Here is a 23,273-nt window from a genome sequence, read left to right as displayed (position 1 = left end):
TGGAAGCACCTCACTTGACATGATGAATTGATACATAGTACGCATGCGGAACCGAAGTTGCTTCTTATTCAGCTCATAAGCAAGCCGTAACCTGCAAGTTAGTTTTATTGATGGGAGGAAAGCAGATGAAAAAGGATTGGCTTATTGCACCGGAGGGGTATCCAGCAGAGGTCAACATTTCATCACAGCAGAAGGAAATCACGGTGTCCAATGGATTAATCTCACGTACGTGGAGGGTTGAGCCAAATGCGGCTACAGTGGCCTTTGATAATCTAATGACAGGAGAAACGATTATTCGGGGAGTAAAGCCAGAAGCAATCCTTACCTTGAATGGCCAAGAGCATGCTGTCGGAGGATTAGTAGGTCAGCCAGACTATGCTTATTTGACACAGGAATGGGTGGAGGAGCTTACGACACATCCGGATGCATTTCAATGTACAGGTTATGATATCGGTATTGTAAAGCCTCGCTTTCCTTCCCAAGCTGGCTTCTTCTCGAAAGAGCAGCCTTGGATCGCTTCGGGAGTGTCTCTACAGCTCTTGTTCAGAAGCAAGCTGGAAGTGCTCCAAGGGCTCACTGTAACGGTTCATTATGAAATGTATGATGGCATACCACTGATAAGCAAGTGGGTCGAGATCCACAATCAAGGTTACGGAAACATTCGACTGAACGCTTTCATTAGCGAGTGCCTCGCTGTCGTAGAGTGGGATTCGCCGGTAGAGACCCCTGAGCGCTGGGAATACCCGAATCTTCATGTTGAGAGCGATTACGCCTTTCAAGGAATGGCGCAGCGAAAAGCGAACTGCACCACGCATTGGGTCACAGATCCACAATATCTGACGCAAGTCAATTATGATCGGCTTACACCTGCGATGCTGATCAGCAGGCCTCCAATAGGACCTAACGCCGTGATTGAGAGCGGAGAACGGTTTGAGACCTTCCGCACCTTTGAGTTGATTCATGACAGCATGGATCGTGAACGCAAGGGGCTGGCTCAGCGAAAGATGTACCGCTTGATGGCGCCATGGGTGCAGGAGAATCCTATCACGCTTCATGTGAAGAGCATCGAGCCGCAGGTTGTGAAGGCTGCAATTGATCAGTGCGCCGAGGTCGGCTTTGAAATGGTGATCTTATCCTTTGGCAGCGGCTTGGATATGGAGAATGAAGATCCTGCATATCTCACCTTGATGCGTGAACTTGCGGATTACGCCCATGCAAAAGGAATTGCGCTTGGTGGCTATTCGCTGCTTGCCTCACGCTCGATTAGCAAAGAGCATGATGTCGTGAATCCGCATGGCGCGTACTATATTCATTCACCGTGTCTAGAAAGTAAGTGGGGACAGGAGTATTTTCGGAAGCTCCAGCATTTCTTTGAAGAGACGGGCTTTGACGTTCTTGAGCATGATGGCTCGTATCCAGGGGACATTTGTGATTCAACCGCTCATCCCGGCCATGAAGGAAGAGAGGATTCGCAGTGGAGACAGTGGAAGCGAATTACGGATTTTTATAAATGGTGCAGAGCAAAAGGCATCTATCTGAATGTGCCGGATTGGTATTTTCTTATGGGCTCCAATAAGGCTGGAATGGGCTACAGAGAAGTGAACTGGGCGCTGCCTAGAGAGCGTCAAATTATTCTATCCCGGCAAAATATATACGATGGCACATGGGAGAAGACGCCAAGCATGGGCTGGATGTTCGTGCCGCTTACTTCCTATCAAGGCGGAGGACCCGATTCGACCCTAGAGCCGTTAAGTGAACACTTGGGTGCGTATGATGCGCATTTAAGGAACAATTTTACGGCTGGTGTTCAAGCGATGTACCGCGGCTTCCGTGTCTACGATACGGAAGAAACGAAGCGGGTTGTAAAGCGCTGGGTAGACTTCTATAAGCAGTATCGTGATATCCTTGAATCGGATGTGATTCATCTTAGAAGGCCGGATGGAAGAGGCTATGATGGCCTCCTGCATGTGAATCCTCGTTTGCTTATTAAGGGATTGGCTGTTATCCATAACCCAACAAATACAGAAATGGTACAGACAGTGGAGCTCCCAATATATTATACTGGTATTAGTCAAATAGCTATTGTCAGGGATCAACAGGGTACAGAGTATCGATGTGATGTGGACCAACATCACCAAATTCGTGTTACCCTTAACATTCCTGCGCAGGATGCAGTTTGGCTGACCATCACAGACAACAACGGGTAGAGGTGAAGCACAATGAAGATAGGTTTGAGCTCGTACAGCTTATTGAATGCGCTTAAGTCTGGAGAAATGACGATCCTTGACGCGATTCAATGGATTGCAGACAATGGCGGAGAACATATGGAGATTGTTCCTTACGGGTACACGCTGGTCGACAATCTTGAGCTTGCGGATGCCGTTCGGGAAAAGGCGAAGGAAGCAGGCATTGAGCTGTCTAACTACTCCATGCCGGCTAATTTCGTGCAGGAGACAGAGGAAGCCTTCCAAGAGGAAGTGGCTCGCTTGAAGGAGCATGTGGATCTGATTGAGCGTCTCGGCATGAAGCATATGCGCCATGATGTGACAGCGTTTACGCTGCCGCAAGAGAAGATGACGATTCAGTGGATGGAAGAAAGCTTGCCGCTCATCGTAAGAGGCAGCCAATTGATTGCAGATTATGCAGCCACAAAGGGCATTATGACAACGATCGAAAACCATGGATTCAGCGTTCAGGCGAGCGATCGTGTGCAGCGTGTGCTTCATGCGGTGAATCGTCCAAACTTTAAAACAACGCTCGATATCGGGAACTTTATGTGTGCGGACGAGGATCCAATCGTAGGCGTGATGAAGAATCTTCCTTATGCCTCTCTTGTTCACTTCAAGGACTTCTACTTCCGTCCATATGATGAGAATCCAGGCGGAGGCGACTGGTTCCGCACGACGAATGGCAACTATCTTCGCGGTGCGATTCTAGGTCATGGTGATATTCCTGTTCGCAAGATTATCAAGCTGATCAAGGACTCCGGCTACGATGGCTGCATCACTATTGAGTTTGAAGGAATGGAAGAATGCAAGGAAGCTTCCCGTATTGGCATGGATAACCTTAGACGCTTGTGGGATGAAGCCTAGTCCAAGCTATGCACGTATCTTGATCCTTCTGCTTGATTGCGAAGATCTGCTATAATTGGGGAAGGAAAAAAGAGAGGTGACTACCATGGCGAAGCATAGAAGACAGGCGCCTCAGGCGAATGATCCAACTGCACAGCCGAAGGCTGCGACACTGAAGGATCTGCTCAGCAGCGATGTCTTGACGAAGTTGAAGACACAGGCGGATGAGCTTAAGTCTTTGGAAGCAGAACGCAAAGCCACAGAGCTTAAGCAGAAGGAAGAGGCGCGCAAGGCGGAGAAAAAGCGTCTTGAGAATGATTTTGAGTACTTGCTTGCCAACGATAAAACGGATTGGCGCAAGTTCAAGTAAGCCAGTCAACGGGTATGAATCAGTAGGCAGCATAACATATTTTTTACTCCATCAAGGGATACTGTTATTTAACGGTATCCCTGTTTGTGTTGATAATGGATGGAGGATGTAAGGATGAAATATGTGTTTGCGCTGCTCGGACTGCTGCTTGTGTTCGTATTGGGTTATGCGGTAAGCAACAATCGAAAGGATATTCGATATAAATCCATCACGGCCATGCTGGTCGTGCAAATTCTATTAGCGCTTCTTATTCTGAATACGAGCGCAGGCATTATGATCATCCGGGTGATTGCCGATACCTTTGCTAAGCTGATGGAGTATGGCATTACCGGCGTGGACTTTGTATTTGGCGGGCTTGAAAATGAAGGGATGTCGACCTTCTTCCTTGATGTGCTGCTTCCGATTGTCTTTATCTCTGTATTGATTGGGATCTTGAATTATGTGAAGATCCTGCCCCTTATTATTAAGGGAATCGGCATTGTGCTGAGCAAGCTTAATGGAATGGGGAAGCTTGAGAACTATGTGGCCGTATCGGCTGCTATTCTAGGCCAATCCGAGGTGTTCCTGACGACCAAGAAGCAGCTTGATGTGATTACGAAGCGCCGTTTATACACGCTGTGCACATCAGCCATGAGTGCCGTCAGCGCCGCAATCGTTGGTGCTTATATGACGATGCTGTCCCCGCAGTACGTGGTAGTGGCGATTATCCTCAATATCTTCTCCGCGCTCATTATTGCTAATCTAATCAATCCGTACAAGCTGCCACCGGAGGAAGATGTTACGGTCGTTGAGGAACTTGGTGCAAGAGAATCCTTCTTTCAGATGATTAGTGAAAGCGTCATGGATGGCTTTAAGGTGGCGATTATTGTTGGTGCGATGCTGATCGGATTTATCGCTCTCATGGAGATGATTAATGGGCTGTTCGGCATCATCTTCGGGATTACGTTTCAGGAGATCTTGGGGTATATCTTCGCGCCAATTGCTTATGTAATGGGGATTCCATGGGTAGAAGCGGTGCAAGCAGGCGGCATTATGGCTACGAAGCTTGTGACCAACGAATTTGTGGCGATGCTGAGCTTCAAGGATATTGCAGTTGGATTGTCTGAGCGCACCGTTGGGATGGTGTCTGTATTCTTAGTGAGCTTTGCCAACTTCAGCTCGATTGGGATTATTACAGGCGCTGTCAAAGCCTTGAATGAGAAGCGTGGGGAGGACGTGGCGCAGTTTGGTTTGAAGCTGCTCTATGGCTCTACGCTCGCTTCTATTTTGTCAGCGGTAATCGTTGGCGTGATTCTCTAGCAGTGAGGCAAACGAAAAGTCATATATACGTTACAATTGTCCATTCTTATTTTTTGGTCCTACTTCTAAGATGGGAGGAACAGATCTTTCAGATAAGGAGTGTGGCTAGGAATGGACAAGTCAGTATCCCGCGTATTTGTATTAGGAATGGATGGTGCAGGTAATTTTCTGCAGCGTTCAGAGGCGGTGCATATCCCTAGAATAATTGCGGAACAAGGGGCGATTACCTATCGTGCACAAACAGAAATGCCTACGATTAGTGCACAGTGCTGGGGATCAATGCTGCATGGCGTAACCCCAGATAAGCATGGTTATGACAACAATCGTGCTGCTGTTGAACGCTTCTCATTGGATTCACCGTACCCGTCCTTCTTCAAAGCAGCAAGAGATGAGCATCCAGAGTGGACCTTTGCTTCATTTACCTGCTGGGAACCGATTAATTTCGGCTTAGTGGAAGAAGCCATCGATATACATAAAGTGGTTGCCGATGATGAGGAATTAACGATTAAGGCTTGTGAATATCTAAGAGAAGTTCCGGATGTGCACATCTTTTACTTGGCCTTAGATGGCCCTGATGGTGGTGGACACCGTCATGGATACAATACCGATGAACAGCTTCGAAGCATTGAGAACGCTGATAAGCAGATCGGCCGTGTGCTTGAGGTTATCCGAGAACGTGGATGGCTGGAGGACAGCTTGATCTTATTTGTTACGGATCACGGAGGCGGAGGGACAGATCCTTTCAATCATGGCTCGGATCATCCGCTTGATCGCACGGTGTTCTGGGGAGCGGCAGGCTCAATCGTCAATCCTCACGCTGATATTGATGGAGTAACCTTCAAAGACACAGCAGCGGTAGTCTTGGCGGCCTTAGGAGTCAAGCAGCCGGAAGCATGGGATGCTCATGTTCCTGAGCAGCTGTTCCAGACCGTTCCTTCTTCTTGAAGAGAAGAGCATCGGATAATGAAATAAGTTGGATATATAACAAGAGCATTCAGCTGTTTAATCTGGACCCCTTGTCAAGGACATAGATGATTCCTGTATTGGACAGGAGTCATCTTTTTTAAGTGCGCCCGGCATGAGCGATAACATGGCGGTGAAAGTCCGCTACAGGCTTGGAAGTAGGAACTGTTAGCCAAGGGCAAGAAATGCACGACAAGCGAGTAACCGACCTGATCAAGAAGTATCTGAAAAGTGGGGTCATGGAAAACGGAGTTCATTGCAAAACGGAAGAAGGTTCACCGCAAGGAGGATCTTTGTCGCTGCTATTAGCAAACATCTATCTGAACGAATTTGACCAGGAGATGGAGAAGGTGAAAGTCTACGATAGGGTCTGGATTGGCTACTTCTACGTAGCTGACATAAAACGGATCCTGCAAAGCTGGAATGGATGGTTGCGAAGGAGACTCCGCATGTACATCTGGAAAGGGTGGAAGAAGTCGAGAACATAGGTAGAGAACCTCTTTACTAACTTAAACTTAATACTATGACCACCCGCATCTATGTATGGAGCTCTATAGGTATCTTCTAATGGATACCACTCAGTACCTCCTCCATAATTTTCTAATCTGGAATAGACAAGCATTGTATGGTCTCTTGAAATTGTTAATTTATTTGAAATTCCTATTGCCATATCATCTTCCATTTTATAGTTTGGTTGTTTCAACCATTGAAAAAAGGTTTTATATATTACTCAACTTTCGCAGCTCAAATCTCCAAACAAATCCTTGATATAACTGGGCAAACCGGAGATCCACCATTCCTGTAGTTGACAAAAAATAGCCGTTTTGTTCTTCTTCGTATTTGCCTGGGACATTTCGAGAAACAAACTCATGAGCTGCTGAAGTGCGGTTTGGTAGTCCAGATCCCGGACTTCGTCAGCAAAAAGGAAGAAAAGTCCTCCTAGTGTCCGGTCATCACTCGACTGACGCCGTTCGTATTCCATCGCCAAATAGCGGCTGAATACAATCGTGGTGTGACTAATTACCCCATCGAAAGATCGGCCTTGAAATTCGGTTCCCAGTTTTAAATAACTTTTGGTGACCTTGAAAAAGGTTTCTATGCTCCAGCGCATGCCGTAGATCCGTACAATCTCAGCGGCATCCAGCGTCACATCGGTACTTAAAATGGCAAGCCATTCCCGTTTCTTATTCCGGTTGCGGACAAAAACAAGCTTCACGGGTAGCCCACAAGCGGTTTGCACGATGACGGAGCCTTTGATGACTTTTGTCATCGAGGCAGGAAGGCTTTGAAACACCTCACGCAGTGTCATTCGCTTGCCTTGCACGAGATAACGCTGCTTCATCTCTTTCACCATACCAATGACAGGAAGCCCCTGAGCTGCGAGCTCGTGAAGAAGTGGAGCTTGTGTAAACCAGCTGTCAATAAGGACGTAGTCGGCGGTAAATCCTGCACGAAGCGCCTGTTTTAGCATAGCAACAACCGCATCTGGCTTCCGGAAAAAAGCCTCCAGCCGGCGTTTGTACCCATGACTGCGCTTAGAGAGAGCCCCGGACATTTCGCATAACCGATTGGTGATTTTGGAGGAAGACAGCATGACAAAATCCAGCGGAGCAAAGCTAAAGCCGTCCGACCAACCTAGGGTTAGCATGGTGTAGCCCTTGGTGAATTTGCCCGTGGAATGGTCAAAAACTCGTGCTAACAACTCTGCTTTTTTGCTTCGGTTTCGGCTCAAAACCGAATCGTCGATAATGAACACCCTTACGCGTTGTGACGAAATGAGCGTTTCAAAATGGCGTACGACACGAAGACTTAAAGCCTGCAAAAAGCGCCGCCACGCAAAAGAAGCTTGGTTCAAGAACCGATAGATGACGTCCTTGCCGGGAAGATCTGCTCCGTGGTCGCTTTCCAGAAGGCGAAACCAGTTCTTCCCTTCGAAAACCAAAGAGAACACGATATGAAAAATGACTAGACTGGAAAGACCGAAAGATTTGGAAATGCCCGCTTGCCGCAACGATTTTCCAATGTGAAGACTGGCAAAAAGTTTGGAAAAGCGAGACTGGTCAGACAGGGAATGTTGTTGTAACATAGGGTTACGCACCTTTCTTGTTGGCATGAAGCTCGACACTTCCATGATACCAAACAAGCGAGGTGTTTTTTTGTCAATCTGAGTAAAATTACTGAATTCTCCTTACGCGCTCAAGGGTTTAATCCATTTTTTAGGTGCGAAAGTTGAGTTATTAAATTAAATAGATATTAGCTCAAGGCTTCCAGTTGATTTATTAAACAGAAATGTGTACACAGCTGCTATTGCATCGTCAGTGAAGTGTCTTGCGCTTGTCCCGCAGTGCAGACGATGGCCGAGGTATTGGAAGGTAAAGTTATTTGAAATCTAACTACAAAACATATAGACGTCAAAGTTAAATAATGGTATGTTAATTATGATTATTTGGATAGTTTATCCATAGAAAGAGCCATATGGGGAAGCATCCCTGTAGTAAGAAATTGAAGCAAGAATAAAAACAATCTTGGGAGGAATAGCTATGAAGAAGAAAATAATTATGTCGTTACTTTCAGTTTTCATGATGATTTGTTTTGCGGTGCCTGTATTTGCTGAAGTATCATCATCAACCTTTAATTTAACCAAAGCTGGTTCTTCTGGTGGTAATTCTTATAACGTAGGAAGGTATTTAGATGTTGATTCAAAAGGAACGGTTGAATTTAGCATACACGGTACCAACGTTGCAAGAGGATGGAATATACAAGTGAGTTTGATTAACGGGAGTACTGGAAAATCTGCTGGTAAAGTGACGTTAACTGATACAAAAACATCTGGTAAATTTACTAATCTTCTTGCCTCTGATTCTTATATTATAGCAGTAAAAAATCTTGACAGCTCTTCTCGCAGTGGAACATTTAATTATTCATGGACTGGTAAATGGGGAGGATTTATTAATTAGGCAGCTAGATACTTACAAACCAAATTAACTCTATTACCCCTCACAGAACCGCTCTCATTAGCAGTAATCAAAATGAAATTAAATAACCAGTCGCCAGCAACTCTAACTAAGATTTATTAGGTGCTAGGTTTGCGATCAATTGGATGCACTATTTGAATACGTTGAAGACGAATAAGAGCCCTCGGAATAGACGAGGCCACTGAAAAACTTGCGTTTTTTCTAAGGGCGTCTCGCACAAGTCGAAAAAAGACATCTACCTTCATTTTTTAGGGGGCGGATGTCTTTTTTTTGGGGCTCTAAATGGGTCTACTCGCCGTGTTTTTTCAATCTATCAGTTTCAATATTCGCTTAAGATTTACAGCGAATATTGTCATTGCACCTTGCATTTCCATGCCAAGCAGACCCGAGGATGTGGCGACATCATACCCGTGTCCATGTTTAAGTTCGCTGTTCTTGGCTTCAATTTTGTAGCGCTCCTTGGATTTCTCCTTGAAGTATTCCGTATCTTGAAAGGCCATCTGTTCCAAATGTTCATTGGATTTAATGGTCATGGAATATGTCTTGCTTTTGGCGCCTTCTTTGTAACAGCCTTCCTTGAGCGGACAACGCTTGCATCGCTCTACATCAAAATAATAGGTGTTCGTTTGGTTTTCACCGATACCTTTTTTACCCTGTCGAGCCTTTCGGATCGCCATGTGACCCGCTGGGCATACGTACATGCCGGCATCTTTATTGAACAGAAATTCGTCTTCCTTCTTTCGGCTGCCTTGCGTGATGAGCGGATTGAGCCTTGCTACGAGTTCAATCTCTTTACTCTTCGTATACGAAATATTATCCTTTTCCGAATATGCGGTATCGCCAATGACAGTACTGACCTGCATGCCGGCTGCTTTGCTTTTTTCGATGAGCGTCTGCAACTGTTTGCCATCATTTTTCTCGCCCGTTGTAATGACAGCCGCAGTAATAATACGTTCCTCTGTCATGGCTAGATGTGTTTTATATCCAAAGAAAGCGGAATCTGCGCTCTTATGTCCCACACGCGCATCCGGGTCCGCCGCCAGGCGAAGTTGCTCGACGTCATCTTCCACCGTCTCCTTCAGCAGGTTGAGCGGCTCCAGAATTTTCGGCACTTGTGCGATTCCGGATTCGTTTTCGATGAAGGCGACGAGTTTTTGGCAGTACTCGATTTCGTCTTCGAGTACGTTGTTCGTGTTCTTTGCTGGCATCTTAGCTTTGGCCGATTCATCCATGCTATAAACGGCCTTTCGTAATTTCCGCGCACGATCTTGCAGAATTTCTTGCGGAGACTTCTGGTTGTAGTGCGCTTTCGAATGCGTAGCGTCAACGATAATGGAGTTGCTCTTCAGGATATTCTGCTCGATGGCGAGGGCTACCGTCTTCCCGATAAGCATATCCAACAGGTCGATGTCTTTTAAGCGCAGCTTGCGAAATTTCGTCAAGGAACTCGGTTCAATAACCGGATCCTCCGGCGCCATGCCCAGGAAATATTTGAACGACAGGTCATACTTAGAGCGCTCGACAATGTCTACATCAGATAGTTCAAAGATGGCTTTCAGCAGTAGATATTTAAACATGCGAATGGGATCAATGGCGTTACGTCCATTGTCCAAGCAATATTTCCCTTCTAGTTCCTCATATATGAAGGTGAAGTCCACCAGTTCGTTGATTTGACGGAGCATATTGTCCTTCGGCACGACGATGTCATACAATGCCGCATAAGGACTCAGAACCAAGGTTTGTTGTTGACGAATCATCTGCTCTCACCCACTTTTTCGTGATGCCTTTAATTATTCGGCAAAAAAGGTACAGTCTCCTTCATGTTCAATTGAAGGACTGTACCTTTTTTCGTAAGAATGGACTTTTTCAGTGACCTCATTTTTATTGCCCTGTCTTTCATCCTTGCAGCAGCCTGCTATTATTATTTTGGTATTTATCATTCCGTTCGAGATGTACATGCAGCTTCAGATTATATCGGATTTCCAACGGCCGAATCTTTATTCACACATGCAGAGCTAATAAAGTGGTTGAACCGATTGGGGTGTACCAGACGTTTGCAAATTCAATCTTGATGGAACTGACCCTGCAGACGCAGCAGGTGGCGTGGTTAAACAGCATATAATTGAAGAGCTTAAGGTGGATTTTACACAGCATTTGCAAGGAGTGAAGGATCAATCTGCCCTCACCATCGAAAGAGGCTATCCCAAAAGTAAGCTTCTCGTTCGATTAGGCCGCCGATACTTAAGTGAAAATGACGTAAAAAATAAAGACATAGTCGTGTCATGGAGGTTACTCCTGCACAGCTATGTCTTTATTTTGGTTTATTACTGCCTTCTTCAGCAGATTATTAAACATGAAGCTGGTAACAGCAATTAATTTATCCCTTTGCCTCTGAATGCTGATGCAGCATATGCTGCAAATAGCGCTTTGCCAGGCTTTGAAAGAAGATCGTTTGCAGTGAGGTCAGTGCAATAATAAGCGCATCCCTTAGCAGAAAGTGGTACTCGCGCTCCTGTGGAAGCTCCTCAACCAGAAATTCTTCGGTCTTGAGGCGAATGACTGATTCAAGCTGTCCATCATGGTGCAGCTTCAAAGGATCAAATAGCCGAACATCGAGAATTTGGTCGTTATCCTGATCTAATGCTTCATATAATGTACTGTACAGCTGATACAATCGCAGCGGCTTAATGATGGGCACAGGCTCCTGAGCGTGAATGCGCAAGGAAGTGAACATCTGCCGAATCTCCTCAAAGGACAGTGCGGCCCGCAAATCCTCAACAATTAGGATGATCGCTGCTTGCTGCAGATCGTATTTCTTGCCTAAGCGAGGCGGGCCAACCAGGCTTCGAATCTCACGCTTCACCCAGTTCTGAACGGAGGTGATAGAGAAATTCGTATACTCCACTTGATTGCCTAATGCGACAATCTCATTTAAGGAGAGGCCTTCTGTCCACATCCCGCTGCGGATATACTTTTCTATCATCATCTGGAGGCGGTTAGGCATCGCGCATGATAAGGAGCTGTCCGATGAAGAAGGCTGTTGATCTCGCTGCCATGCTTCATGCAGCCAATTCAAGGATGGATGGGATGCGGGGGCGGCCGCTTGGCGCTTCTCGCAATAAGAAGCAATGGACAACAGCAGCTGAGACATTTGCTTGCGCGTAAATGTAAACGGCTCCATGCCTAAACCTCCTTCTGTTCGAATGGATCAGTCCTATTTATCATAGAATCAGAACCAAATCAAAGTCAAAGAAGATAAGGGAATTAGAAAGACGCTTCTTCTCAGGCAAACGGTCAAAAAATCGGCTTTTAGGCAGAATTTGAACAGATTCAAACGTTGAAGAACCGGTTATAAGCTCATATAATAAGTTCAAATGACCTTGAAATATGCTTTTCGTGTATCCTCAAGGAAAAAAAGGAGAGAATTATAGTACAATGGACGACCCCTCGGGTAACTTAACATTGAATTTTATTCTTGTTGCAATTCTGATCTTGCTTACGGCATTCTTCGTTGCGACGGAGTTTGCGATCGTAAAGATCCGCTCCAGCCGTATTGATCAGTTGGTTGCAGAAGGGAAGGCCAATTCCTTATCGGCCAAAAAAGTAATCACGAACCTTGACGGATACTTGTCCGCCTGTCAGCTGGGTATCACGATCACAGCCCTCGGCTTAGGCTGGCTGGGTGAGCCTACGGTGGAGCGAGTCCTGCATCCTTTGTTCGAGTACTTCGCCATCCCGGAATCGATGAATAAAGTGATTTCCGTTGCCGTCGCCTTCATCTTTATGACGTTCTTGCACGTTGTTGTGGGTGAGCTTGCACCGAAAACGCTCGCGATTCAAAAGGCGGAGCAGGTTACATTAGCCTTTTCCAAGCCGATTATTTGGTTTTATCGCATCATGTACCCGTTTATTTGGTTGTTGAATGGATCTGCAAATGCTCTTGTTCGCTTGTTTGGCTTCAAGCCCGTTAGTGAGCATGAGGAAGCGCATACGGAAGAAGAACTTCAGATTATTTTGAACGAGAGTTTTGAGAGCGGTAAGATTAACAACACAGAATACGGCTACATGAGCAATATCTTTACCTTTGACGAATTGCTGGCAAAAGAGATCATGGTACCGAGAACAGACATGATCTGCTTGGATGCGGATTCCACGATTGAAGAGAATATGATCGTGATGAAGCAGGAGCAATATACACGTTATCCCGTCATTCGCGGGGATAAGGACAATGTCATTGGAATGGTCAATACGAAACAAATGTTTCTTCAATATAATGAAATTCGCCAAGCAGAGCTTGTGCAGCTTGTGCAGCCCGTTCTTACTGTATCTGAAGCGATGCCGGTAAAGAGCTTGCTTCGCAAGATGCAGCTTGACCGCGTTCATATGGCGGTTCTTGTTGATGAGTACGGTGGAACCTCGGGTATGATTACGATTGAGGATATTCTGGAAGAGATCGTTGGCGAGATTCGTGATGAATTCGATGCTGAGGAAAAGGCAGAGATCGAGATGATTGACGATGATCACTACCGTGTAGACGGTAAAGTGCTTCTATCTGAGATTAATGACATCTTCGGCACGAATTATGAGAGCGAAGACTTTGACACGATCGCAGGATGGCTGTATGATCGTTATCCGGATGTGAAGCGGGGCGTTAAAATTACGGTGGACAATATTGAATTCATCGTTCTGGAGAAGGAACGCCATCGTATCCGCAAGATTGAGATGAAGAAGATTGAGGAGCCGGTTGCTTATGAGGTAAGCGAGCTTCATGCGTAAGGACGATCCTATCGATAAAGGGCATTGCACAGCTTGTGCAGCTATGATACTCTTTTAACATCATAAAGTGCGAATTGCTCCGAAAGCATCGGGCAGCAGCTGCTAATTGCAGCTTGCTGCCCTTTTTTTGCGTGGAGCGCTCACCTAGGGAGGTCATGAGATGAAGCAAGTTGTCAAGCTGGAAAGGTTCTATCTGGCAGGCAGGTATTATGAGACCAAGGCAGAGATGGAGAGCTGGTGCAAGCGGGCCCCTTATCAACACCCTTTGATGCTGCTTCAGGATCAGGAACGATGCAGTTATGGTGTTCGCTGCAAGGAGGGGTATTTTGCCGGGGTGAAGATAAGCCTGCATGCAAAGCTTCCCGATCATCTTTACATAAGAGAGGTCTTAGCTGGGACTTACGAATTGCTGCCTGTGCACGAGAAGGTGCTCAATCATGAAGAAACGGGTGAAGAGAATTCCGTGTATTCAAATACGCTGCAGCTTGAAAATAGTCTGGTGGAGTATGTGGAAATGAAGAAGGAATATGTACCGATGTTCCACTATATTCCCTATGATTTTAAGCCTTGGCAAGATTTCAGATGCGATCGCAGAATGAGGAGCTCTAGTGGAGCGCTGCGCCTCAGGGAGCACGCTGGATGCTACATCGAAACGTATATTGAGGCAGGGGAGCATAATTGGCCAGGGTGGCAGATGTGAGGATTGATTCTGTCTATATAATGGGATATAATTCCATTATTGTAACGAGCAAGAGATATCTTGCAACGTTCAATCCTGCTAAGCAAACAGGGTTCTGTTCTGACAGGTCGTGATAAAGCCGTGGTAAGCCTTGCCGCTCTGACTCTGTCCTGTAATGCAGACTCATTCTTAGATGAATGTACCTTGCCTGCATATCTGAAGATATGGCGATGCGAAGGTCGGATAACTGGCACGTGCAGCATAGCCATGGTATGCTAGGGCTATTATCCTTACCATGCGATTGTCGAGGTTATCCTTTATTGTTAGGAGGCAGCCAAGTGCAGGAATCGATATGCGAGACGACAGCGGGAAGCAGGAGCATCATGCTGCCTGACAGCTTTGACAGCATCGGCTATCTAGAGCAAGGAAGCAAGCTGCAGCGATCAGCTTATGCTGCGCTGCGAAGATGCGGGGTAATGGAGCGGCTGCAGAAATATGATCCCGTCCTCGTTGGAACGATCCCCATTCATCTGTCCATCGCCGACAGCGATTTGGATATCTTGTGCGAGGTCCACGATCTTGATGATTTTGTTCGAAGCATGGCCAGCTGGGTTAAGGAGCACAAGGAAGCAGACATCCATCAGGGCTTCCAAGCAGGTATCCCTTATGCGTGCATTCGTTTTTACGAACCGCCGTTTGTAATCGAGATCTTCAGTCAGCCTGTTCCTGTTAGAAGACAGAATGGATATCGCCATATGCTCATTGAAGCCAAGCTTCTTCGACTTGGGGGGAGGGAGCTGGCAGATCGGATTCGACGATTAAAACAAGTGGGATATAAGACTGAGCCTGCCTTTGCGAAGCTGCTAAGCTTGGAAGGAGATCCTTACGAGGCGCTGCTTCAACTTGAGAACGATAGTGATGAGAGATTAGCGGAGCTTATATCTACAACTAGCAGCTCCAATATGGCATAAAGAAAAGAAGCTGACTTTAGGGTCTGTTGTTGAATAAAGGATCAAGGCAAGCATCACTTGTTCATGCTTGCCTTGCCTGAATACTTATTAATAACGTACATCCACGTATTCTGGTTTTGTTTCAAATTGTTTTTTAGCAAAGGGACATAACGGTATCAACTTGATCTGGTGATCTCTAGCAAATTGAACAACAGCAGACATTAGCTGTTCAGCTAGACCTTGACCTCTATAGTTCTCATTCACAAAAGTATGATCAATAATATACAGCGTTTCGCGCGTAATGCTGTATGTCATCTCAGCAATCAATATCCCGTCTTGCTCCATGTAGAATTGATGGCCTTCTTGGTTATGGCTTACTTGGAACATCCTTCTACCTCCTCCTTGATTAGGTGCTTGCAGCTTGACAGACTCCGGTCTTGAACTGGACATTGCTGCGCGCGGTCGAACTCGTTACGATTCTTGCGAGAGGCGCTTGTAGCTTAGTGCGCCGCTGGGGCAGCTATCAATATGAGCTGCGATCTCGTTCGCAGATGCACCTTCGGTATTGACCCAGGGTCTTTTATTGAGATCAAAGACTTGGGGCATCCCTTTTACACAAACCCCTGAATGGATACATTTTTCTGAATCGAAGTAGACTTCAATTTCTTTCCCTCGGTAGACTTTGTTGCTCACACAAGACACACCTTTCCACATGGATACAGCATCCAATCGTGATGTTAATATGCCCAGCAGCATGGACGCTGAACCGTTTTCACTTAAGCATAGAAACTATATATAATATAGCCGTTGGGGTTATGTTTGTCTATGATAGGTATTATGGCATGACATCTATAAATCGTGACTGTACTTTTTTACGTATTTCTACTACTATCAGGAAGGGAGAAGTTGCATGAAGGATGCAGCATCTGTACTGGCGTAGTAGGTATATTATGGATATAAGGGGAACAATCAATGAATCTTGGCATTAATCCGTTTGACCGTCAATTTGATAGCATTGAGTCCATCGTAGATACGATTAGCGAGGTGCTGCAATGTCCTGCGACTATCGAGGATGTCAGCCATAAGCTTATGGCCTACAGCTCTCATGTGGCTGATACCGATCAAGCGCGGATAGCGACGATTATTGGACGACGAGTCCCGGAATATGTTATAAGCGCACTTTGGCAGGAAGGCATTATTCAGCAAATCATGGCCAGTACAGAAGCGGTTCGAATTCCGACGATTCAAGCCCTAGGATTGAAGAGCCGCATCGTTATCGCGATTCGCAATCACCAGGATGTCATTGGATTTATATGGGTGCTTGACGATCATCAGCTTGCCGATGATATCGCCCAGCTTCAACTTAAAAGAGCGGCGCAAGCTGCGCGCATCAAGATACTAGAGATGCAAAATGATAGACGCAAGCAAGAACAGCAGCATTATGAGCTGTGCTGGAGCTTATTGAGCGGACAAGAGCATAGCGATATGACGATTAAGGAGAAGGCACATCAATATGGCATTCAGCTGCCGGATTCCTATCAAGTAATCATCGTTGAGTTTGATGCTGAAATAAGTGAAAAGCAGTACCAGCAGATCCTTTATGTGGTTCGGACCGTCGAACAGATTCGAGTCCCTCTGTATGTCATCCATCAGAATCGGCTGATTATGATTGCAGGGACGAGAAGCGTGAGACAGACCATTGCACAATATGAAGAAGAACGCAGCCATTTTATGGACCGGCTCGTTCAGCGCTTCCATGCCGCCATCCATGTAGGATGCGGATCGTATTATCGCCAGTATACTTCAACAGAGCTAAGCTACCATGAAGCGCTGGTTGTGCTGCAGATAAAGGAAGCTTTCCCTGATGAAGTCGACGAGATTCAGAATTATAGAGATCTTGGCTTCTATCGCTTCCTGCCCGCCATGGTCACGGAAAAAGAAAAGACGAAGGTAGAGCATTTAAGCATTACGCTGCTTAGGCGATATGATCTTGAGCATGGCAGTGATCTGTTGACCACGCTAGAGGTCTTCTTAAAGTATGACAGCAATGTGAAAAAGGCAGCTGAGGCGCTGCATGTGCACACGAATACATTAACCTATCGATTAAAGCGCATTATGGAGATCGGGCAGATGGACCTGAACAAAATGGATGAGAAGGTCACGCTTTATTTGGAATTGAAGCTTAATAAGATGAAGTAGAATGGCAGCATCCGATGTGTAAGGAGTGTTGAGGATGAAGAAGCTTGGCTTGTTGCGCAAACTGATTGCAGCGCTGCTCATGATTGTGCTCTTTGCGCTTGTCATTGGAGGATTGCTGCAGGGGAACGGCTGGTTCAGCTTCCAGCAGGTCATACTTATGGTGATTGTATATACGGGTCTTGCAGTAATAATGTTTGGACTCGTATTCTCATATGGTATTGATTATGTGAAAACGAAGCTTCATGATCATAACGTCCCCACAGGCTGGCTTCTGCTGCTTACGATTCTTTTATATGGCGCTGCTGGAACGGCAGGTTCTGTACTTGTGACATTCATCTTGATGGGGGTTACGGGCAGCGTCGGATTGCTCGATAGTTGGATGTTAGGCGTGCGTTTGAGTCCATTTGGCATGGCTGCGTCGCTAATGTTCGCCGCTATTGAGTATATTCTTAAACGAGTGGGAATGAGGAGAAAGAAATGATTATAAGACGATTGCATATCGATGAGCAAGCTCCGCTTCAGCTTATGCTGCTTGCTGATCCAAGCGAGGCCATGATTGAAGCTTATGGATCAGATGCTAGAACGTGGGTGCTGGAGCAGGATGGTGTCATTATTGGGGTCTACGTGCTTAAGCCTTTGCAGGATGGGGGTATTGAGCTTATGAATCTGGCGATTGATGAGCAGCATCAGGGCAAGGGATTCGGCCAATCGCTGCTTAAGCACGCCCTGCGCGAGGCTTCAGCGAGCGATGCATCCTATCTAGTTGTTGGTACAGGCAATTCAAGCGTAGGCCAATTGTACTTGTATCAAAAGGCGGGGTTTCGAATGAATCATATCGATCAAGATTACTTTACGAAGCACTATGCGGAGCCGCTAGTAGAAGACGGCATACCATGCCGGGATCGTGTTGTTTTGAAAATGGAATTGAAAGCGGAGCAATAGCAAAAAGACAACAGGGGTTCTGCCTGTTGTCTTCTTTTTTTCCATGGCATAAATGGCGCTAATAGAGAGAATAGCATAAGCATTAGGTGTGTTATTGATTTCTTCATTCAAACACGTAAAGCTGTGCGGATGTCCTTATTGCTCATCAAGTCCATAGGATTTGAGCTTGTAATACAGCGCACCTCTAGAGATGCTTAAGAGCTTGGCAGCCCGAGCTTTATTGCCGTTCGTTCGTTTTAGCGCCTCCATAATTCGGCTTCGCTCCATTTCCTCGGAATGAATGCTTAAGGGAAGTTCGGCTTCCGTCAGCTCAGCGAGTGTCGTTAATCTTGCATAGTCAGGAAGCTCCATCGCAGTCACCAAGGAGCGATGATTCGTGTGAGCCACAAAGCAGGCATGCTCCATCGCATGCTTCAATTGGGGGACATTGCCTGGCCAATCAAAGGCTAGAATTGCTGCTATGGCATCACGGGTCAGTGCAGGAGGCTCGATATCTAGCTTAACGGCAGCTTCTTCGACGAACATGCGACTTAGCTCAGGAAGATCCTGCTTGCGTTCTGCAAGGCAAGGAATCTGCTGCTCAAACATGGCATAATACAAGGATTCAAGCAATGTCCCTTCTTCCATTAGACTCTTTGTAATGGGTGCAGTTGGGACAGCACATACAAGGGCACACTGCAGCGGGACCTCTGCTCCTCCGCCAAGCCGACGATAGGCGCGTTCTTGGATTGCGTCGTTAAGCTTATGCTGAATGAAAGGCGGCATCAGATGAATGTCTTTTAGATAAAGTAGCCCTTCTTTGGCTTGATCAAGCTTGCCGATGCGGATCTCCTCGCCATGATACCCGAATAGCTCTGCTTCCAATAATCCCTCGGGAATCGTTCCGCAGCTAATGGTGACGAAAGCCCCCTTTAACTCCAGTTCTCCATGAATCCATTTCGCAATGGCTCGTCTGCCTACGCCTTCTTCTCCTGACAGTAGAAGCGGCTGCTCCTTCTGAACGCACAGTTTGGCCGCTGTGAGCTCCTCTGGCTTGAAGGGGAAGCTTACGGAAGAGAGCTCCTCAACCTCTTGCTTGCTGTACATCTCTGCACTCATTTTCACATACTGTGTGACGTTGTGCTCAATCGATATGGCGCCGACTAGCGTCCCGCTTGCATCGCGAATGGGACTGGCATCAATAATGACATGTGTGCCTGGTCGAGGTTCATGATACACCTGCTTCACTTCTAGTCCGCTCTCCATGACTTGAAAGAGCATAATCGATTCCCTTTGAAAAAAATCTCCGATTCTTCTGCCGATGATTTGCTCTTTCGCGATGCCGTAAGTGCTCTCTGCGATACGATTCCAATGCTGTACAATCCCATCGGTGTCAACAATGGTTACTGCGTCATGAATCGTCTCAAGCAATTGCAGCAGCACTGCGCGAAGCTGCTGATCTGTCCAGCTGTTGATTTCCACATTCATAGGTCTACCCTCGGTTTTCGTGTTCTAATAGGCTTGTACGTTATTATGTCAAAAGCTTCCTTCGGTTGCAATGAAATTCTATGCGATTCATCATCTGTTTCCAAATGATTAGCAAATATTTCATGAAAATGTATTTACAATATCAACCATATGTGATTATAATTAATCATTAAGATCATGAAATGTTCAAAAATTAAACACTTTAATGTCACTTGGAGGGGGCAGAACGATATGGAGACCATGATGCGCAACGCATTTCTATATCTGTCCAAAAATCGTATGGCGAATCGAACAGCCAAGCGCTATGGATTAAAGTTTGGCGCGAAGCGATTTGTAGCAGGTGTTCAGATAGCGGATGCCATTCAGGCCATTCGCGAGTTGAACAGCAGAGGCATTGTAGCGACACTTGATCATCTTGGAGAGTTTATCAGCACAGAGAAGGAAGCAGCCGATGCTGCTGATTATTGCATTCGCACTTTGGAAGCGATTGCAGAGAGTGGGGTGCGCTCCCACTTATCATTAAAGATGACTCAGCTTGGTCTTGATATTTCGGAAGAGCTGTGCTTGAAGCATATGCGCATGATTCTCGACATAGCAAGGAAGAATGCTCAATTCGTCCGCATTGATATGGAAGACTACGCTCATAATGAGGTGTCTTTGCGCATCTTTAAGACCCTTAGAGAGGAATACGGGGAGACGGTAGGGCTTGTCATTCAGGCCTATCTGTATAAAAGTCTCGATGATATCGCCGATCTGGCAACGTACAAGCCGAATCTTCGCCTGGTTAAGGGCGCCTACAAGGAGTCCAGTGAGGTGGCTTATCCAGATAAAGCGGATGTAGACAAGAATTTTATGGTGATGATTGAAGAGCATCTGAAGAATGGCTGCTATGCAGCGGTAGCTACCCATGACGACAATATCATTGCTCACGTGAAGAGGTTTGTGCAAGAACAGCAGATTCCAAACAGCCAATTCGAGTTTCAGATGCTGTACGGCATTCGGACACAAGCCCAGCAGGAACTTGCGAATGAAGGGTATACGATGCGCGTATATGTTCCATATGGGGATGATTGGTATGGATATTTTATGCGCCGCTTGGCTGAGCGCCCTGCAAATGTCTGGTTTGTACTAAAATCCATGTTCAAGTCCTAGCAGCTAAGAATCTCTCTGTTTATACACCATATAAATGTCTTAGGAGGTCATGATTCATGTTGATCGAATTCCGCAATGAACCCTTTACTGACTTTAGCGCAGAAGCGAATAAGCAAGCAATGGTGGACGCCCTGCGTCTCGTAGAAGCAGAACTGGGCCGCACTTATCCGCTCGTCATTAATGGCGAGAAGATTCAAACGACGAAGCTTGGCCGCTCCATTAATCCTGGCAATAAGGAGCAGTTGGTTGGACAGATGTCCCAGGCGGATAAGGAGCAGGCGCTAGCCGCAATTGCAGCGGCTGACACAGCCTTTGCTGACTGGAAGCTCGTAAGCCCAGAAGAACGGGCAGGCTATCTGTTCAAGGCAGCGGCCGAGATTCGCAGACGCAAGTTCGAATTCAGTGCTTGGCTTGTATACGAAGTCGGCAAGAATTGGGGGGAAGCCGATGCTGACGTTGCGGAAGCAATCGACTTTCTAGAATTCTATGGCCGCGAGATGCTTCGCTTGGCAGCGCCGCAGCCGCTTACGCCATACCCTGGCGAGCATAACCAATTGACTTATATTCCACTTGGCGTTGGCGTTGTGATTCCACCCTGGAATTTCCCATTCGCCATTATGGCAGGAATGACGTCGGCAGCGATTGTATCAGGTAATACGGTCGTGCTTAAGCCAGCTTCAACCTCTCCAGTTATTGCCGCCAAATTTGTTCAGCTTATGGAGGAGATTGGACTGCCGGCAGGCGTGTTGAATTTTGTACCCGGCTCGGGCTCTGAGATTGGGGATCTTATGGTCGATCATCCAAGAACGCGATTTATTTCCTTTACGGGTTCACGTGACGTTGGACTACGCATTAATGAGCGCATGGCAAAGACCAATGAAGGCCAGATATGGATGAAGCGCCTTATAGCCGAAATGGGCGGAAAGGATGGCATCGTAGTTGATCAATCAGCCAATCTCGATGATGCGGCAACGGCGATTGTTCAATCTGCCTTTGGCTTTCAAGGACAAAAATGCTCCGCTGGCTCACGAGCGATTATCCATCAGGATGTATATGATGAAGTGCTTGATCTAATCATTCAGAAGACGAATCAACTGAAGGTTGGTCCTGCTGTAACGAATGCGCCGATTGGTCCAGTTATTGATCAACAGGCATATGAGAAGATTCTAGACTATATCGAGATTGGTCGAGGGGAAGGACGCTTGGTTGTTGGAGGCAGCATTGCAGAGGGCGATGGCTATTATATTCAGCCTACCGTATTTGCCGATGTGGCGCCTGAGGCAAGAATGATGCAGGAGGAGATCTTCGGACCTGTGCTTGCGGTCTGCAAGGCGGCTAGCTATAAGGAAGCGATTGATATTTTCAATCATACAGAGTATGGGCTGACAGGTGCTGTATTCAGCAGCAATCGTGAGCACTTGGAATATGCAAGAGATCATATGCACTGTGGAAACTTGTACTTCAACCGAAAATGCACAGGAGCTTTGGTTGGCGTACATCCGTTTGGCGGATTCAATATGTCAGGCACGGATTCAAAAGCAGGCGGCAGAGATTATCTCTTGCTGTTTACGCAAGCGAAGCTTGTATCAGAAAAGTGGTAATAGCCGTCATTCCCATAGAAAAGCCCAAACAAAAATCTGCACTTTACTTTCAGTAGAGTGCAGATTTTTTAGGCCTATGAACATGTTCGCGGGCATGAATGTGTACAAAACCAATTCTTTAATCTAGTAATGGAATACAGCGGCCCTGCATGAATGAATGCGTGATTAGTCATTTGTAAAGGCGGCGAGGATAGGCTCTATAATCGGCTGCTTGTGCATATCAATAGAGACGAAATAGAATCTCGATCTATTATGTATCTTCTTGTAGACTGTATTACCTATCAATCACACTAAATATTTGATGTGTGATGCCGCGGATGATCAGAATTATTCTTTGTCTGCATCTGGTGAAACAATGGTTACTGTTTTCGTGGCGCTATCCCAGGAGTATTGGATTTGAAAGACCTGACGGAGGAGTACAAGAGGGACATAAGTGCGGCTGTCAAAGATTTTGGGGAGATCCGTAATCGTGACATCCTTGTTGTTCACCTTGATCCGGTCCGTAATGGTATACCACTTCATCGTTGCCTGATCGTTCTCGACAGTCACCGTATGCGTGCTTGCTTCCCACTTGACTTGAACCTTCAGTACCTTGGCAAGTTCGGAAATGGGGATGAAGGTCTTTCCATCGATAATCTTATGATTATTAACGGTAATATAACCGTTAGCGGTTTCAACACGAACCTGAGAGCTTGCTGCCTGTTCTTGAGGCGCTTTCGCTTCTCTTGTATCTTTAGCTAGTGCGGAATAAGGATATATCATTGAAGAAGCGATAAGACTAGCGATTGCAATCGCGGATAACTTTTTTATCATGATGAACCCTCCTCAT

The 23,273-nt window shown here is 46.2% G+C and carries 22 protein-coding genes; 15 read left to right on the top strand and 7 right to left on the bottom strand.

Going from position 1 to position 23,273, the window contains the following annotated elements; genetic code table 11:
- Positions 1-125 precede the first annotated feature (125 nt).
- From B9Y93_RS08545 to B9Y93_RS25115, 6 genes are all read left to right on the top strand, one after another.
- The gene (locus B9Y93_RS08545; protein ID WP_085493858.1) at positions 126-2,207 is read left to right on the top strand and encodes a hypothetical protein; all 2,082 of its coding nucleotides are present in this window, start codon (positions 126-128) and stop codon (positions 2,205-2,207) included.
- A gap of 12 nt (positions 2,208-2,219) precedes the next feature.
- On the top strand, positions 2,220-3,092 hold the full coding sequence (locus B9Y93_RS08540) for a sugar phosphate isomerase/epimerase family protein (RefSeq protein WP_085493857.1): 873 nt from the start codon (positions 2,220-2,222) through the stop codon (positions 3,090-3,092).
- A gap of 85 nt (positions 3,093-3,177) precedes the next feature.
- On the top strand, positions 3,178-3,441 hold the full coding sequence (locus B9Y93_RS08535; protein ID WP_085493856.1) for a YqkE family protein: 264 nt from the start codon (positions 3,178-3,180) through the stop codon (positions 3,439-3,441).
- Between the two features lie 114 nt (positions 3,442-3,555).
- Complete coding sequence (locus tag B9Y93_RS08530; RefSeq protein WP_085493855.1) at positions 3,556-4,740, top strand: NupC/NupG family nucleoside CNT transporter; 1,185 nt, start codon at positions 3,556-3,558, stop codon at positions 4,738-4,740.
- A gap of 111 nt (positions 4,741-4,851) precedes the next feature.
- Positions 4,852-5,685, top strand: coding sequence for an alkaline phosphatase family protein (locus B9Y93_RS08525; protein ID WP_085493854.1), 834 nt, complete (start codon positions 4,852-4,854; stop codon positions 5,683-5,685).
- A gap of 203 nt (positions 5,686-5,888) precedes the next feature.
- Positions 5,889-6,191 carry a group II intron maturase-specific domain-containing protein gene (locus B9Y93_RS25115; RefSeq protein WP_085493853.1) on the top strand — a complete coding sequence of 101 codons (303 nt, stop codon included), beginning with the start codon at positions 5,889-5,891 and terminating at the stop codon, positions 6,189-6,191.
- A 242-nt stretch (positions 6,192-6,433) separates the two neighbouring features.
- Here the strand turns inward: B9Y93_RS25115 and B9Y93_RS08515 are convergent, their stop codons facing one another.
- Positions 6,434-7,789 carry an IS4 family transposase gene (locus B9Y93_RS08515; RefSeq protein WP_085493852.1) on the bottom strand — a complete coding sequence of 452 codons (1,356 nt, stop codon included), beginning with the start codon at positions 7,787-7,789 and terminating at the stop codon, positions 6,434-6,436.
- 454 nt (positions 7,790-8,243) lie between these two features.
- On the opposite strand from B9Y93_RS08515, the gene B9Y93_RS08510 reads away from it, so the two are divergent.
- Positions 8,244-8,660: a hypothetical protein gene (locus B9Y93_RS08510; protein WP_085493851.1), complete on the top strand. Its 417-nt coding sequence runs from the start codon at positions 8,244-8,246 to the stop codon at positions 8,658-8,660.
- Between the two features lie 323 nt (positions 8,661-8,983).
- On the opposite strand, the gene B9Y93_RS08505 is transcribed toward B9Y93_RS08510, so the two are convergent.
- Together B9Y93_RS08505 and B9Y93_RS08495 are read right to left on the bottom strand one after the other, a co-directional pair.
- Positions 8,984-10,435, bottom strand: coding sequence for an IS1182 family transposase (locus B9Y93_RS08505; protein WP_085493850.1), 1,452 nt, complete (start codon positions 10,433-10,435; stop codon positions 8,984-8,986).
- 620 nt (positions 10,436-11,055) lie between these two features.
- Complete coding sequence (locus B9Y93_RS08495) at positions 11,056-11,859, bottom strand: DUF1836 domain-containing protein (protein WP_085493848.1); 804 nt, start codon at positions 11,857-11,859, stop codon at positions 11,056-11,058.
- A 254-nt stretch (positions 11,860-12,113) separates the two neighbouring features.
- Between B9Y93_RS08495 and B9Y93_RS08490 the strand changes: the two genes are divergently transcribed.
- From B9Y93_RS08490 to B9Y93_RS08480, 3 genes are all read left to right on the top strand, one after another.
- Positions 12,114-13,454 carry a hemolysin family protein gene (locus B9Y93_RS08490; protein ID WP_085493847.1) on the top strand — a complete coding sequence of 447 codons (1,341 nt, stop codon included), beginning with the start codon at positions 12,114-12,116 and terminating at the stop codon, positions 13,452-13,454.
- 160 nt (positions 13,455-13,614) lie between these two features.
- On the top strand, positions 13,615-14,154 hold the full coding sequence (locus B9Y93_RS08485; RefSeq protein WP_085493846.1) for a hypothetical protein: 540 nt from the start codon (positions 13,615-13,617) through the stop codon (positions 14,152-14,154).
- Positions 14,155-14,471: 317 nt separating this feature from the next.
- A complete protein-coding gene (locus tag B9Y93_RS08480) occupies positions 14,472-15,104 on the top strand; it encodes a DUF4269 domain-containing protein (protein WP_170936524.1) in 633 nt (210 codons plus the stop codon).
- A gap of 87 nt (positions 15,105-15,191) precedes the next feature.
- On the opposite strand, the gene B9Y93_RS08475 is transcribed toward B9Y93_RS08480, so the two are convergent.
- The gene (locus tag B9Y93_RS08475) at positions 15,192-15,470 is read right to left on the bottom strand and encodes a GNAT family N-acetyltransferase (RefSeq protein WP_088548287.1); all 279 of its coding nucleotides are present in this window, start codon (positions 15,468-15,470) and stop codon (positions 15,192-15,194) included.
- An 84-nt stretch (positions 15,471-15,554) separates the two neighbouring features.
- Complete coding sequence (locus tag B9Y93_RS08470) at positions 15,555-15,776, bottom strand: (4Fe-4S)-binding protein (RefSeq protein ID WP_244903319.1); 222 nt, start codon at positions 15,774-15,776, stop codon at positions 15,555-15,557.
- A 279-nt stretch (positions 15,777-16,055) separates the two neighbouring features.
- On the opposite strand from B9Y93_RS08470, the gene B9Y93_RS08465 reads away from it, so the two are divergent.
- Genes B9Y93_RS08465 through B9Y93_RS08455 form a run of 3 tightly spaced genes read left to right on the top strand, consistent with a single transcriptional unit; the run spans position 16,056 to position 18,224 of the window.
- The gene (locus tag B9Y93_RS08465; RefSeq protein WP_085493842.1) at positions 16,056-17,282 is read left to right on the top strand and encodes a PucR family transcriptional regulator; all 1,227 of its coding nucleotides are present in this window, start codon (positions 16,056-16,058) and stop codon (positions 17,280-17,282) included.
- Positions 17,283-17,316: 34 nt separating this feature from the next.
- The gene (locus B9Y93_RS08460; protein ID WP_085493841.1) at positions 17,317-17,763 is read left to right on the top strand and encodes a hypothetical protein; all 447 of its coding nucleotides are present in this window, start codon (positions 17,317-17,319) and stop codon (positions 17,761-17,763) included.
- The gene (locus B9Y93_RS08455; RefSeq protein ID WP_085493840.1) at positions 17,760-18,224 is read left to right on the top strand and encodes a GNAT family N-acetyltransferase; all 465 of its coding nucleotides are present in this window, start codon (positions 17,760-17,762) and stop codon (positions 18,222-18,224) included. The genes B9Y93_RS08460 and B9Y93_RS08455 overlap by 4 nt, the downstream gene beginning before the upstream one ends.
- Positions 18,225-18,359: 135 nt before the next feature.
- Here B9Y93_RS08455 and B9Y93_RS08450 read toward each other — a convergent pair whose 3' ends face one another.
- Positions 18,360-19,691, bottom strand: a complete 1,332-nt coding sequence (locus tag B9Y93_RS08450; protein ID WP_085493839.1) for a sigma 54-interacting transcriptional regulator — start codon at positions 19,689-19,691, stop codon at positions 18,360-18,362.
- 231 nt (positions 19,692-19,922) lie between these two features.
- Between B9Y93_RS08450 and B9Y93_RS08445 the strand changes: the two genes are divergently transcribed.
- Entirely contained in the window at positions 19,923-20,843 is a 921-nt protein-coding gene (locus tag B9Y93_RS08445; protein ID WP_085493838.1) for a proline dehydrogenase family protein, read from the top strand.
- A 56-nt stretch (positions 20,844-20,899) separates the two neighbouring features.
- Positions 20,900-22,444 (top strand): L-glutamate gamma-semialdehyde dehydrogenase, encoded by a 1,545-nt coding sequence (pruA, locus tag B9Y93_RS08440; protein ID WP_085493837.1) that lies wholly within the window; start codon positions 20,900-20,902, stop codon positions 22,442-22,444.
- 327 nt (positions 22,445-22,771) lie between these two features.
- Here the strand turns inward: pruA and B9Y93_RS08435 are convergent, their stop codons facing one another.
- On the bottom strand, positions 22,772-23,257 hold the full coding sequence (locus B9Y93_RS08435) for a copper amine oxidase N-terminal domain-containing protein (RefSeq protein ID WP_085493836.1): 486 nt from the start codon (positions 23,255-23,257) through the stop codon (positions 22,772-22,774).
- Positions 23,258-23,273: the final 16 nt, after the last annotated feature.

Origin of the sequence: Paenibacillus aquistagni (genome assembly GCF_900177815.1) — a bacterium.
GTDB classification, from domain to species: Bacteria; Bacillota; Bacilli; order Paenibacillales; family Paenibacillaceae; genus Paenibacillus_B; species Paenibacillus_B aquistagni.
This window is presented reverse-complemented; position numbering and strand designations above follow the sequence as displayed.